This window comes from Klebsiella sp. RC2, from assembly GCF_014192815.1.
Classification (GTDB): Bacteria; Pseudomonadota; Gammaproteobacteria; order Enterobacterales; family Enterobacteriaceae; genus Klebsiella; species Klebsiella variicola.
Map to the genome: position 1 here is coordinate 422,150 of NZ_JACHYL010000004.1, position 13,438 is coordinate 435,587.

The following is a 13,438-nucleotide window of genomic DNA, read 5'->3' on the forward strand; positions in this document are numbered from 1 at the left end:
AAGAAATAAAAAAGCCCGGCGCAATGGCCGGGCAAGGTTACCAAATACCTGGTGAATCAGGCAGTCTGCAAAATACGGTTCTTTTTCTCGCGGCGAATTTTACGCTCTTCAAAGATAGCCACGATGGCCATCAGGCAGATACAGCCGATGGCGGCGGCGTCCAGCGCTGCAAAGGTGCCGGCCCAGCCGGTCAGGCCGAAGACCGGCGTGCCGTCGGCGATCATCCCAAGACCCAGCTTGGCGAAGCTATCGCCAATCAGATAGGCGAAAGTGCCCTTGATCCCATCGGCGGCGCCGATCGCTTTTTTCGGCACAAAGCCGACGGCGGCGACGCCGATCAACAACTGCGGACCAAACACCAGGAAGCCCAGCGCAAATAACGAGGCCAGATAGACGTACTGGTTGCTGGCGTGTTGGTAAACCCCGAGGGTGGCGATAATCAGCGCCAGCGCGATGCAGGCCACCAGCGCGCGGCGGCCGTTGGCCAGATCCGACAACCAGCCCCACAGCAGCGTGCCGACCAGCGCGCCGACCTCAAACAGGGTAAAGCCCTGAATCGCCACCTCTTTCGTCAGCTTCAGCTCCTGGAAGGCGTACACGGTGGACCACTGATCGATACCGATACGCACCACGTAGAGGAAGATGTTGGAGAAGCACAGCAGCCAGATCACTTTGTTTTTCAGCACGTACTCAACAAAGATCTGCCACTTGGTCATCGCATTTTCTTCGGTCTCTTTGTCCTCTTCGCTGATCGCTTCGCCAAACAGCTCTTCCGCCGTGCCGAGGCCATAGGATTCCGGCGAGTCGCTACCGTAGCGCAGGCCAATAAAGCCGACGATCAGCGCAATAATCGACGGGAAGATAAACATGCCGATCACATGGCCGTCGAACAGATAGTTGGCGCCAAACAACGCCACGCCCGCCGCGCCCGCGCCGCCGAGGTTGTGGGAGATATTCCAGAAGCCGAGGAAGGTGCCGCGTTTGCGTCTGGGCGTCCACTTGGTGATGGTGGAATAGCTGCACGAGCCGCCGGTGCTCTGGAAGAAGCCGCTCAGCGCATAGAAGGCGATCATCAGGAACAAGCTGGTGGAGCCCGCGCCCATGCTGGCGCTAAAGCCCAGCATACAGATGGCGGAGAGGATCAGCATAAACGGCAGGAACTGCTTGGTGTTTTTACCGTCGGCATAATAAGACACGAGCGTCTTGCCCACGCCGTAGGTGATGGAGAAGCCCAGGCCAATCATCCCCAGCTGCGTCATGCTCAACCCGTAGGTGGAGATCATGTCGTTCTGCGCGATGTTAAAGTTCTTGCGGATCAGGTACATGGTCAGGTAGCCGATGAAGACCACCAGATAGGACTGCATGAAAGGTTTGAACCACATTTTGCGCCGCACATCGAGCGGCAGATCCAGGGTCGGCTTGCGCACCTGATTCAGAAAGGCCAGCATGGGTATCTCCTGAGCTGATTTTTTATGCCTGCGTCATAACCAGGCATTGTAAAAACCAGCGCGCCGTCTGGCCTGAGACGGCGTCCAGGTGAAACCGGGAAAATTTCTTAGTTTTGCTCCGTTCGCGGCCAAAGGGTGAGCTACATCACGCTTCGCTGGCGGTACGCGGCGCCTGCGCGTTTAAAAACGGCAGCAGCAGCAGCGCGGAAATGCCGGCGGCAATCGCAATCACCACGAAGAATCCGGTCCAGTGCCAGATATCCATCACCTGCGCCAGCGGCCAGCCGGAAAGCGAGGCGCCAAGATAAGCGAACAGGCCGACAAACCCGGTTGCCGCCCCGGCGGCTTCTTTATGCGAACATTCCGCCGCCGCCATGCCGATCAGCATCTGCGGGCCGAAGACGAAGAACCCGGTGGTGAAGAAGCAAGCCGCCTGCATGACGTAGCTGGCAAACGGCATCAGCCACAGCCCGCCAACCGACAACAAAATTCCGGCGGCGAAAATCAGATTCATCGGCCCACGGTTGCCGTTAAACAGCTTATCCGAGCCCCAGCCCGCCACCAGCGCGCCGATAAAACCGCCCAGCTCAAACATGGTCACCGCCGAGTTAGCGGTCACCAGATCGACGCCGAGCGTCTCCGACATATACAGATTACCCCAGTCGTTAATCGCCGCCCGCACCACGTACACCAGCACATAGCACAGCGACAGCAGCCAGATATAGGGATTGGCCAGCACGTAGCGGGTCAGGATCGCTTTGCGCGTCAGCCCGGCCCCCTCCTGCTGCTGGGCGATTTCCAGCGCATCGTGACGCCAGTCGCCCACGGCGGGTAACCCCACCGCCTGCGGGCGATCGCGCAGCCGCCAGCACAGATACAGCCCGGCGAGGATCGCCAGACAGCCGGCAATCGTCATCCCTGCACGCCAGCCGTAGTGCAGCGCCGCCGCCCCCACCACCATCGGGATCAGCGCGCCGCCGACGTTATGCGCGGTATTCCATAGCGCCCACCAGCCGCCGCGTTCGGTCCGCGAATACCAGGCCGTCAGCAGCCGGGCGCAGACCGGCGAGCCCCAGCCCTGGAAGAAGGCATTCAGCGCCCACAGCAGCGCGAAAGCCCACAGCGAGGTGGAAAAACCGAACAGAATATTCACCACCCCGGTAGCGATAAGCCCCAGCCCCATAAAATAGCGGGCGTCGGAGCGGTCGCTGACGATACCGGAGAAAAATTTCGACAGCCCGTAAGTGATGTAAAACAGCGTGGCCAGCAGGCCGATATCGCTGCGGGTCAGGACGTTGCTGGCGAGAATTTCAGGCACCGCGGCATTAAAGCTTTTGCGGGTGAAATAAAACAGCGCGTAGCCAAGCCAGATAGTGAGCAGAATATGTCGACGCCAGTAACGATAACGCTCGTCCAGCTCGCGTTTATCGCTAACTGGCGCGGCGTCCGGCGGCGCTTTTAAAAAGGCAAACATCGGCGCTCCTCTCAGGCGTAACGCAGCGGTAGATTGACGCACACGCGGGTACCGTGTGTGCAGGAGATAGTTAACGTACCGCCCAGCGCGGTCACACGTTCGCGCATGCCGGTCAGGCCGAACCCCTGCAGATTCGACCCCGGCGGCAGGCCGCAACCGTCATCTTCCAGCACCAGCATTAGTCGCTCATCCTGCTGCCAGCCCTGCAGGGTAACAGCGCTGGCGCTGGCGTGCTTGACGATATTATTCAGCCCCTCCTGGCAAACGCGAAACAGCGTCACACGCTGGTTCTCGCTCAGTCCCGCCTCGTTAATCCGCCAGTCGAGATGGCTGACAATGCCGCGGTCCTCCAGCTCCATCTCGCGCATCAACGAACGTACTGCCTGCTCCAGCGGCAGGTCGTCGAGCTGACGCGGACGCAGACGGCCTAGCAGTCTACGCACCGAGTCGTAAACTCCCAGCGACAGCTGTTCTATCAGCTGGCCGCTCTGGCGCACGCTGGCGTTATTCGGCGCCAGCCGTTGCACGATCCCCGCCTGGGTGCGAATTGCCGTGATAGTCTGGCCAATATCATCATGGAGCTCGCGCGCCACGTCGCGCCGCACGCTCTCTTCGGTCTCCAGCAGACGTTCCGCCAGCCGCCGATTTCGCGCCAGCTCGTTCTGTAGCGACAGGTTAAGCTCGCGCAATCGCTGGATCCCCGCCCCCAGCAGCAGCCCGGTGAGGCTCTGCGCCAGCAGCGAAAGCAATAGATCGACCGGGTGATCGTGCCAGGTCTGGCTGGCAATCAGCGCAATCGCGTTCATCAGGGTGGCGATCAGCGCCCCCTGCCAGCCGTAGTGCCAGGCGAGGGCAATAATCGGCAGCGCGAGGCAAAATGGGGTAAAGCGGGAGAGCTCGGCGGGCAGCCCAAGCTGCAGCCACAGGCTAATGGTGAATAACAGCAGGTACCAGATCAGATGCCGACCGCGCCAGTTAATCGGCTGGGAGACCAGCGCGGGCCCCAGTGGCCTCCAGACGGTACTGGTAAGATAGTGCCAGATAACCAGGCAGGTCGGCGCCAGCGTCAGACCGCCGGTCAACGTCAACAACAGCGCGGTCAGTCCCTCACTGCCTTCTTGCGCCAGCCACGGCAGCGATTGCAGCAGCGAGGCGGCGATCAGCGCCCCGCCCTGGCGCAGCAGCGTCAGCCAGTCGCGCTGATGGCGATAGCGAGAGATCAACGCCACCGGCAGCAGGGTCAGTAGACTTCCGGTCATCAATATTATCGGATGCGCCAGCGCCACCTCCTGCGCCAGCCAGAAGATAAGCAGCCACTCGGCGCCCAGCAGCACCGGCCAGTAGCCACGCGGGCATTGCAGCATCAGCCCTAAACGCAGGCCAAAGGGAAACAGCAACACCGCTAAATCCGCGCGTTCCACCAGATGCAGACTGATGCTCCACAGGCAGAACCAGGCGGCCGCGAAGATAAAGGCGCAGCCGATGACCGACAGCAATCGTGAGACGACAGCCTTCATTGCCAGCTATCGAACATGCGGCGCGCCAGCTCAACGTCGTTGCTGACGCCCAGTTTTTCCAGCAGGTTGGCGCGGTGAACGTGAACGGTTTTCGGCGACAGGCCGAGCTCGGCGGCAATCTCTTTCACCGCCATGCCCTGCGCCAGCTTTTCCGCCACCTGGCGTTCGCGTTTGGTGAGCGGATCCTGGCGCCCGGCGGCCAGCTTCATGGCGATATCCGGCGTGAGATAGCAACCACCCGCCGCCACCGTGCGGACCGCGGCGATAAGTTCATCCGGACTGCAGCGTTTCGACAGGAAGCCGCGCGCGCCGGCGTTCAGCGCCTGCTCGATCAGCGCCGGGCTGTCGTGTACCGACAGCATGATGGTCGCCATCCCCTTCGGCAACTGGCTGAGCAGCTCCAGCCCGGAAATATCCGGCATGGAGATATCGCAGATACAGACCTGCACGCCGCGCCCCGGTAGCCCCGCCAGCGCTTCGCGGCCGCTACCAAATTCGGCGACAACCTGAAAATCAGCTTCCAGCCCCAGCAGCTGAGCAAAGCCGGAGCGGACAATCAAATGATCGTCAATAAGGGCGATGGTAGTCATGGTGTTTCCTGGTGCCTGAAAGCGCCGGATGGCGGCGTAAACGCCTTATCCGGCAAAGGCGCTTACCTTAACCATAAGCACCTTACCGTTCAAGCCTTGCGCGATTTACTCGAAGAACACCGCAATTTTGTTAAACATGGTGGGATCGGACTGGTTGCGCGCCACTTTGGTGACATCTTCCAGCTTTTCAATCTGGCTAATCATCTGCCCCAATCGCTGGTCATCATTCACCAGAAGCCAGATACGGCTGTGTTCGCTGCCCTGAATTGGCAGACAGAGAATGCCTTCGACGTTAAACGCCCGACGGGCAAATAGCCCGCAAACGTGGGTCATGACGCCGGGATGGTTGCGGACGGTGAGTTCCAGAATGACGTTATCACATTGTTTTTGCATGGCTTATTCCCCCACCATTTCAGTATTGGCCGCACCCGGCGGTACCATCGGATACACTTTCTGCTGCGCGTCGATACGCACGTGGATCAACGCCGGCCCCGGACGGTCGATAATCGCCTGCAGCGCCGCCTGCGGATCGGCTTCGTTATTTAAATCACAGGTTTGCAGGCCAAAACCGGCGGCAATCTGCATAAAGTTAATCATCCCCGGATAGGTGGCGGCGAACACGCCCTGCTGATAGAACAGGCTCTGCTGCTGGTGCACCAGCCCCAGCGCTTCGTTGTTCAGCAGGATAATTTTGACATCCAGCTGATTTTCGGCGGCGGTGGCCATCTCCTGAATATTCATCATCAGGCTGCCGTCGCCGGAGAAGCAGATAACCTTGCGCTGCGGATTCGCCAGCGCCGCGCCGATGGCCGCCGGCAGGCCGAAGCCCATGGTGCCGAGGCCGCCGGAAGTCAGCCACTGGCGCGGACGGTTGAGCGGGTAGGCCTGCGCTGTCCACATCTGATGCTGACCCACATCGGTGGTGATGATCGCCTCATCGTCAACGCAGGCGGCCACGGCGTTAATCAGGCCGTAATGGGAGAGCGGGTCGCTTTCCTGCGGGATGGCGCAAGGGAATTCACGCTGCAAATCGGCCACCAGCTGGCGCCACTCATCGCGCGGCTGCGCCTCAATCTGCGGGATCAGCTGGGCTAAGACTTCCGCCACATCGCCCTGAATCGCGACGTGCGGTTGCTTAATTTTGCCAAGCTCAGAGCGGTCGATATCGACGTGAATAATCTTCGCGTTCGGGCAGAACTGCTCGGTCTTGCCAATCGCCCGGTCATCAAAACGGGCGCCTAAAACAATCAGTAAATCCGCTTCCTGCAAAATGAAGTTGGTGCTGCGCGCACCATGCATGCCCAGCATCCCCAGCGACAACGGATGCGCCTTCGGCAGCATCCCCAGCGCCATCAAGGTCATGGTGGTCGGCAGGTTGGCTTTTTCCGCCAGGTCCCGAATCGGCTGCGGCGCGTTAATCACCCCGCCGCCCAGATAGAGCACCGGCCGTTTCGCCGCGTTAATCATTGCCGCCGCCTCACGCACGCTTTCAGGCGTGAAGGCCGGTGCCGGGGCGCGCTCGCCCGGCTCTGGCAACGTTTCCAGCTCAATGGTCGCCGCCTGTACGTCCTTAGGAATGTCTATCCACACCGGCCCGGGACGCCCGGACTGGGCAATACGGAAGGCGTCGCTGATCACCTGCGGCAGCTCGGCGATGTCGCGCACCAGGTAGTTATGCTTGGTGATGGGGATAGAGATGCCGTAGGTGTCCACTTCCTGGAAAGCGTCGGTGCCGATCATGGAGGCCGGCACCTGGCCGGTGATGCAGACCAGCGGGATTGAATCGAGGCGGGCATCGGCGATCGCCGTAATCAGGTTGGTGGCGCCAGGGCCGCTACAGGCCATACAGACTGCGGGTTTGCCTTCGGTTCGCGCCATCCCCTGAGCGATAAAACCCGCGCCCTGCTCGTGGCGCGCCAGGATGTGGCGGATCTGCGTGCTTTGGCTTAAGGCATCGTAGATGGGCAGGATAGAACCGCCCGGGATGCCGCTGACCATAGTGATGCCCTGGCGTTCCAGTAAATGAACAACCAGCTGCGCGCCGGTAAAGCGCATTGTGTTTGATGTGGTGCCCGAACTTGCCATGCTCCAGTCCTTTTATTCTGGGCCGACTTTACCGGGGGGCTCGCCAACAAAAAACCCCGCTCGGTTTGCGCCGGCGGGGTTTGGAATTCGTGTTGTTCCGGACCCTACGGCGCGTTGCCGACGACGACCACCACAGACACGACGACCACCGCGGCTGGCGCGGTTTTTAGTAGGGTCGAAGCGATCAGGGTTGCGTTCATTAGGGACCTGTTGTGTCGAAAAATAAGCTGAATTTATACAAACACAGGTTTTGCGATTTCACAATGGATTTATTTTCATCCACGATAATTTGCGCGAAAGATCACAATTCGGCGCAAAAGGGCAGAAAACAAAAAACCCCGCCGGAGCGAGGTTTTTATCAGCATGGTTACAGGTGGTAGCCGCAAGCACACTGTATTACGTCAACGCCAAAAGTATACGCGATCGCTGCAGTTCGCGCAATTTAAGGTCGGTTTTTCTCTGTCATAGAGTATGGATGAGAGGGGCGTATTTGTCCAAAAAATACTGTTCATCCATACAGTATTTATCTATACTGGGTGTGTTCACTTTGTGCCATTCGGGGGCCGCAAGTTTGACCGGCGCAACGAAGTCCTGGCTGAAACGGGTGGTGCCGTCAGTGCCTTAACCCCGAGAGAGCACACTGTGTTACGTCAACAACGTGCAGTCACTGGCCCGCGCGGCAACGCGTGGCTCAGCGCTGCGCACCCCTGTCGTTGCAGGCGGCGGGCCGGGAAGCCGTTCATGGAAATGACGAACTATCGGCCAGGGCAGACGCCGCCGGCGACAGGCAGGGATAAGCTGGCAACGGGCAGCGGAAAGGTACGTCAGCTTATTGTGCTCCTTAACCACAGGAGACGCGCGTATGGGCGGAATGGATATTATTATTTTAATCCTGAAACTCATGGTTGCTGTGTTGCAACTACTTGATGCAGTCCTGAAACAGTTCCGCTGATTCAGGTTCAAGTCGCACCTGAGGGGGGCGGGAAACCGCCCCCCTGCAGGCGCCCGCCGGGCGTCCCGGGATGACTTGATGGAGGAAACTATGCCACCCCTGTTAATTGCCGCCACAACGCCGGACGATCCGGGGTTCGTTGCGCTGCGCACCGAAAGCCTTGAACAGCATTTCAACATGCTGCGCCGCCTGGCGGAAAACTGGCAGAGCGGCAAAAACCGCTTTAACGCGCCGGGCGAAACGCTGCTGGGCGCCTTCGTCAACCACCAGCTGGTAGGGGTATGCGGCATCAATAGCGATCCTTTCAGTCCGCAGCCGCGGGTCGGGCGCATTCGCCATCTCTACATTAGCGAACGTTACCGTCGCCGGGGCATCGGCCAGCAGCTGCTGGTCTCGGTCATTACCCACTCCAGCGCCTGGTTCGATTTTCTTAACACCCATGCCCCGGCGCAGGCCTGGCCCTTTTATGAAAGGCTTGGTTTTCGCCCGGTGTACGATGAACCGCGGGTGACACATCGCCTGTTTTGTTCGCTTTAACCCCCCCGCTGGCAGGCAGCGCGGGCGCGTGTTACATTCCGGTGACCTTCACTGTTGAACCTGTCTGCGATGACCCTCACCGTATTCTGCATTTTGCTGTTCGCCGCCCTGCTGCACGCCAGCTGGAACGCTATCGTCAAAGCCAGCGGCGATAAAATGTACGCGGCGATCGGCGTCAGCGGCTCGGCCGCGCTGATCGCCCTGGTGATGCTGCCCTTTGCCCCGCAGCCCGCGCTTGCCAGCGCCCCCTATCTGCTGGCGTCGTGCGCGTTACAGGTGGTGTATACGGTGCTGGTGGCGAAGACCTATCAGGTGTCGGATATGAGCCAGACCTACCCGCTGATGCGCGGCACCGCGCCGCTGCTGGTCGCGGCGATAAGCGTGCTGTTCCTAGGCGATCGTCTGTCGCCGCTGGCCTGGCTGGGCATCGGCGTTATCTGCCTGGCGATTCTGGCGATGGCCTTTCACGGCAGCGTTAGCTCCCGCAAAGGCATCGTGCTGGCGCTCATCAACGCCTGCTTTATCGCGGGATATACACTGGTGGACGGCACCGGCGTCCGGCTGGCGGGCTCGGCGCTAGGCTACACCCTGTGGACCTTTTTTATGAACGGTTTCTGCCTGCTGTGCTGGGCCATGGTGGCGCGACGGCGAGAGGCCAGTCGTTATTTACGTCAGCACTGGAAAAAGGGCATCCTCGGCGGTGTCGGCACCATGGGCTCCTACGGCCTGGCACTATGGGCGATGACCCAGGCCCCGCTGGCGGTGGTCGCCGCGCTACGTGAAACCTCCATTCTGTTCGGCGCGCTGATCGCCTTTATCGTTCTGAAAGAACAACTGATGCCGCTGCGCATCGTGGCCGCCTGCGGGATTGCCGCCGGGGCGATCCTCCTGCGCCTGGCGTAGCCTGAAATGGCAACATTAGTTGCCGTTCCTGTTTACATAATCTGCCTGGAATTCCCTCAAAAATGGGCACTTTGTAGTTGTTCTGTCATTTTATTATGGTAGATTCCTCCATCGTTTACGGTATGTGCCAGTCACATATTCTTCATTTCTCTTTACTCGCAAAGTATTCATCGACATGAAACGGCATAAGAACTTCAATTTGTTGTTGATGCTGGTACTGCTGGTGGCCGTCGGCCAGATGGCGCAGACCATTTATATTCCGGCTATTGCCGACATGGCGGTCGCGCTGAACGTCCGCGAAGGGGCGGTACAAAGCGTGATGGCGGCCTATCTGCTGACCTATGGTATTTCACAGCTGTTCTACGGCCCGCTCTCGGACCGCGTCGGTCGCCGTCCGGTGATCCTCGTCGGGATGTCGATTTTTATGCTGGCGACGCTGGTAGCTATTACCACCCATAGCCTGCCGGTGCTGATCGCCGCCAGCGCCATGCAGGGGATGGGCACCGGGGTCGGCGGCGTAATGGCGCGCACCCTGCCCCGCGACCTGTACGAAGGCGCGCAGCTGCGTCATGCCAATAGCCTGTTAAATATGGGTATTCTGGTCAGCCCGCTGATTGCGCCGCTGCTCGGCGGCATCCTCGACACCCTGTGGAGCTGGCGCGCCTGCTACGCCTTCTTGCTGGTGCTGTGCGCGGGCGTGACCTTCAGCATGGCGAAGTGGATGCCGGAAACGCGCCCGGAAGGGGCGCCACGCACCAAACTCCTGACCAGCTACAAAACGCTGTTCGGTACCGGGGCGTTTAACTGCTATCTGCTGATGCTGATCGGCGGCCTGGCCGGGATTGCGGTGTTCGAAGCCTGTTCCGGGGTGCTGATGGGCGCGGTGCTCGGCCTGAGCAGCATGGCGGTGAGTATTCTGTTTATTCTGCCGATCCCGGCGGCGTTCTTCGGCGCGTGGTTTGCCGGCCGGCCGAACAAGCGTTTCCCGACGCTGATGTGGCAGTCGGTGATCTGCTGCCTGCTGGCAGGTTTGATGATGTGGATCCCTGGACTGCTGGGCATCATGACCGTCTGGACCCTGCTGGTGCCGGCGGCGCTGTTCTTCTTCGGCGCCGGGATGTTATTCCCGCTGGCCACCAGCGGCGCGATGGAGCCGTTCCCGTTTCTCGCCGGAACCGCCGGGGCCCTGGTGGGCGGCTTGCAGAATATCGGCTCCGGCGTGCTGGCCTGGTTGTCGGCGATGATGCCGCAAACTGGTCAGGGCAGCCTCGGCCTGCTGATGATGCTGATGGGCCTGTTGATTCTGCTGTGCTGGCTGCCGCTGGCCTCGCGCTTCACCCACCATCAGCAGCCGGTATAAGCGCGGCGGTCGTTCCCCGGATGGCGGCTCACGCCTTACCCGCCCTGGACAACAACACAGAGGGATAGCCCTGCTTTTTTTCAGGTCAGGCTGTGCAGCCATTCGATAAAAGCGTCGATTTTCGGCCACTGACGGCCCGGCAGGGTCGTCACGTAATAATGCTGATGGCATTTCAGCGTCATGTCGCCAAAAGGCGCAATCAGCTCGCCGCTCTCCAGCCGCTTCTGCACCAGCCGTTTACGTCCCATCGCCACCCCTACATGGTTCATCGCCGCAATAACCGCTAAATCGGATCGATCGAAGCCGATGCCCGACGATGGCGGCAGTTCCACCGCAAATTTCTGCGCCCAGCTATACCACTCATCGGTCCCCGAGTCGTTGCTCCATGCCTGGCGATCGTGGAGCAGCGTACAGTGGCGCAGACTGGCAGGATTTGACGTTAACTGCAGCTGGCGGGCGTAATTCGGCGTACATACCGGCACGATCGCCTCATCCATCAGAAAATGATGGCTCAGCTGCGACGACGGCGCATCATCAAAATAGATTGCCAGATCGATACCCGCCCGCTGCAGGTTGACGTTATCGTTGCCGGTCAGCACAGTCAGCGAGATGGCCGGGTAGCGGTGAGTGAAATCCCCCAGCGCCGGCACCAGCCAGCATTGGGCTATCGACGGGCGCGAATAGACCGTCAGGCTGCCAGAGAGCTCCTGGTTTTTGATGTCCAGAATCTCCTGATTGAGGCCATCCAGCGACGACTTCAGCGCCCAGTAAACGCGCTTCCCTTCTCGCGTCAGCTCCACTTTGCGGTGCGAGCGGACAAAGAGCTGGATCCCCAGCTCCTCTTCCAGCTGATTAATCCGGTGACTGACGGCGCTTGGGGTGAGCGCCAGCTCGTCTGCGGCCAGGGCGAACGACTCGTGCCGCGCCGCCACCTCAAACGTCGACAGCCTGGAGAGTTGCCAGCCGTTGAGCAACCGGGTACCTAAGGTTTTGAGTACATCCATTATGCGCTCCTGGCAAAAAAGGGGATCTGGATGATAAAAAAATAATGCAAGAACTTCCGCTCAAGGATGAATTAATTTGACCCATAGCATATTCATAGGTCGCTTTTAGAGCTAAATCACCTTTTTGATTCAATTTGGCTCACCTGAAAGGCCATTTATATCGTTTGTCAGCCCATGCCGAGTTTCTGTTCAATAACCACACGTTACTTACGGCGAGGTGGGGTATGGAATCGCAAATCTGGGTTGTGAGCACGCTGCTGATTAGCATCGTGTTAATCGTCTTAACGATCGTCAAACTGAAGTTTCATCCGTTTCTGGCGCTGCTGCTGGCGAGCTTTTTCGTCGGGGCGATGATGGGGATGGGTCCGCTGGAGATGGTCAACGCCATTGAGAGCGGCATCGGCGGCACGCTGGGCTTCCTGGCGGCGGTGATCGGTCTCGGTACTATCCTCGGCAAGATGATGGAAGTCTCCGGCGCGGCGGAGCGCATCGGCCTGACGCTGCAGCGCTGCCGCTGGCTGTCGGCGGACGTGATTATGGTGCTGGTCGGCCTGATCTGCGGTATTACCCTGTTTGTCGAAGTCGGCGTGGTGCTGCTGATCCCGCTGGCGTTCTCCATCGCTAAAAAAACCAATACCTCGCTGCTGAAGCTGGCTATTCCGCTGTGTACGGCCCTGATGGCGGTGCATTGCGTGGTGCCGCCGCATCCGGCTGCGCTGTTCGTGGCGAATAAACTGGGCGCCGATATCGGGACGGTTATCGTCTATGGCCTGCTGGTCGGTCTGATCGCCTCGCTGGTCGGCGGCCCGCTGTTCCTCAGGCTGCTCGGCAACCGCCTGCCGTTTAAATCGGTGCCAGCCGAGTTTTCCAACCTCGACGTTCGCGAAGAATCGACGCTGCCCTCGCTCGGCGCTACGCTATTTACCGTGTTGTTACCGATTGGGCTGATGCTGGTGAAAACCGTCGCTGAACTGAATATGGCGCAAGGCGGCACGCTGTATACAGTGCTGGAATTTATCGGCAACCCCATCACCGCGATGTTTATTGCCGTTTTTGTCGCCTATTACATTCTCGGCATTCGTCGGCAGATGGGGATGGGCGTCCTGCTGACTCATACTGAAAACGGCTTCGGATCGATCGCCAACATCCTGCTGATTATTGGCGCTGGCGGCGCGTTCAACGCGATTTTGAAATCCAGCGGCCTGGCCGATAGCCTGGCGGTGATCCTCTCGAATCTGCATATGCATCCGATTCTGCTGGCCTGGCTGGTGGCGCTTATCCTGCACGCCGCCGTCGGCTCCGCTACCGTGGCGATGATGGGCGCTACCGCCATCGTTGCGCCGATGCTGCCGCTTTATCCTGGCGTAAGCCCGGAGATCATCGCCATTGCCATCGGTTCCGGCGCCATTGGCTGCACGATCGTCACCGATTCCCTGTTCTGGCTGGTAAAACAGTACTGCGGCGCCAGCCTCAGCGAAACGTTCAAGTACTACACGACAGCGACATTTATCGCGTCACTACTTGCACTGGCCGCCACCTTCCTGCTTTCTTTCATTATCTGAGCGCAA

The 13,438-nt window shown here is 59.7% G+C and carries 14 protein-coding genes and 1 pseudogene; 6 read left to right on the forward strand and 9 right to left on the reverse strand.

The features are described 5' to 3' along the window. Positions 1 to 56: 56 nt before the first annotated feature. From uhpT to ivbL, 7 genes are all read right to left on the reverse strand, one after another. Positions 57 to 1,448: a hexose-6-phosphate:phosphate antiporter gene (gene uhpT / locus FHW76_RS15620; protein ID WP_050887787.1), complete on the reverse strand. Its 1,392-nt coding sequence runs from the start codon at positions 1,446 to 1,448 to the stop codon at positions 57 to 59. Between the two features lie 145 nt (positions 1,449 to 1,593). Further along, positions 1,594 to 2,922, reverse strand: a complete 1,329-nt coding sequence (locus tag FHW76_RS15625) for an MFS transporter (protein ID WP_012967017.1) — start codon at positions 2,920 to 2,922, stop codon at positions 1,594 to 1,596. Positions 2,923 to 2,933: 11 nt separating this feature from the next. Next, positions 2,934 to 4,418, reverse strand: a complete 1,485-nt coding sequence (gene uhpB / locus FHW76_RS15630) for a signal transduction histidine-protein kinase/phosphatase UhpB (protein ID WP_168226220.1) — start codon at positions 4,416 to 4,418, stop codon at positions 2,934 to 2,936. 17 nt (positions 4,419 to 4,435) lie between these two features. Next, the gene (gene uhpA / locus FHW76_RS15635; RefSeq protein WP_008806764.1) at positions 4,436 to 5,029 is read right to left on the reverse strand and encodes a transcriptional regulator UhpA; all 594 of its coding nucleotides are present in this window, start codon (positions 5,027 to 5,029) and stop codon (positions 4,436 to 4,438) included. A gap of 105 nt (positions 5,030 to 5,134) precedes the next feature. Further along, the gene (gene ilvN / locus FHW76_RS15640) at positions 5,135 to 5,422 is read right to left on the reverse strand and encodes an acetolactate synthase small subunit (protein WP_002923283.1); all 288 of its coding nucleotides are present in this window, start codon (positions 5,420 to 5,422) and stop codon (positions 5,135 to 5,137) included. Between the two features lie 3 nt (positions 5,423 to 5,425). Next, positions 5,426 to 7,114: an acetolactate synthase large subunit gene (ilvB, locus tag FHW76_RS15645; protein ID WP_012540267.1), complete on the reverse strand. Its 1,689-nt coding sequence runs from the start codon at positions 7,112 to 7,114 to the stop codon at positions 5,426 to 5,428. Between the two features lie 104 nt (positions 7,115 to 7,218). After that, complete coding sequence (gene ivbL, locus FHW76_RS15650) at positions 7,219 to 7,314, reverse strand: ilvB operon leader peptide IvbL (RefSeq protein WP_002923286.1); 96 nt, start codon at positions 7,312 to 7,314, stop codon at positions 7,219 to 7,221. 12 nt (positions 7,315 to 7,326) lie between these two features. On the opposite strand from ivbL, the gene FHW76_RS15655 reads away from it, so the two are divergent. The 5 genes from FHW76_RS15655 (at position 7,327) to emrD (ending at position 10,866) form a co-directional block, all read left to right on the forward strand. After that, the gene (locus FHW76_RS15655) at positions 7,327 to 7,494 is read left to right on the forward strand and encodes a hypothetical protein (protein WP_162493225.1); all 168 of its coding nucleotides are present in this window, start codon (positions 7,327 to 7,329) and stop codon (positions 7,492 to 7,494) included. A gap of 452 nt (positions 7,495 to 7,946) precedes the next feature. Then, positions 7,947 to 8,066, forward strand: coding sequence for a type I toxin-antitoxin system toxin TisB (gene tisB, locus FHW76_RS15660; protein WP_004145059.1), 120 nt, complete (start codon positions 7,947 to 7,949; stop codon positions 8,064 to 8,066). A 90-nt stretch (positions 8,067 to 8,156) separates the two neighbouring features. Continuing rightward, positions 8,157 to 8,603: a GNAT family N-acetyltransferase gene (locus FHW76_RS15665; protein WP_012540266.1), complete on the forward strand. Its 447-nt coding sequence runs from the start codon at positions 8,157 to 8,159 to the stop codon at positions 8,601 to 8,603. Between the two features lie 69 nt (positions 8,604 to 8,672). Then, complete coding sequence (locus tag FHW76_RS15670; RefSeq protein WP_012967016.1) at positions 8,673 to 9,506, forward strand: DMT family transporter; 834 nt, start codon at positions 8,673 to 8,675, stop codon at positions 9,504 to 9,506. Between the two features lie 175 nt (positions 9,507 to 9,681). Further along, positions 9,682 to 10,866 (forward strand): multidrug efflux MFS transporter EmrD, encoded by a 1,185-nt coding sequence (emrD, locus tag FHW76_RS15675; protein ID WP_012540264.1) that lies wholly within the window; start codon positions 9,682 to 9,684, stop codon positions 10,864 to 10,866. 80 nt (positions 10,867 to 10,946) lie between these two features. Here emrD and dsdC read toward each other — a convergent pair whose 3' ends face one another. Together dsdC and FHW76_RS15685 are read right to left on the reverse strand one after the other, a co-directional pair. Further along, positions 10,947 to 11,870: a DNA-binding transcriptional regulator DsdC gene (gene dsdC, locus FHW76_RS15680; RefSeq protein ID WP_012967015.1), complete on the reverse strand. Its 924-nt coding sequence runs from the start codon at positions 11,868 to 11,870 to the stop codon at positions 10,947 to 10,949. A gap of 13 nt (positions 11,871 to 11,883) precedes the next feature. Beyond that, positions 11,884 to 12,003 (reverse strand): annotated as a pseudogene (locus tag FHW76_RS15685) (hypothetical protein); the annotation flags it as partial. A gap of 91 nt (positions 12,004 to 12,094) precedes the next feature. Here FHW76_RS15685 and dsdX point away from each other — a divergent pair. After that, positions 12,095 to 13,432: a D-serine transporter DsdX gene (dsdX, locus tag FHW76_RS15690; protein WP_012967014.1), complete on the forward strand. Its 1,338-nt coding sequence runs from the start codon at positions 12,095 to 12,097 to the stop codon at positions 13,430 to 13,432. Positions 13,433 to 13,438: the final 6 nt, after the last annotated feature.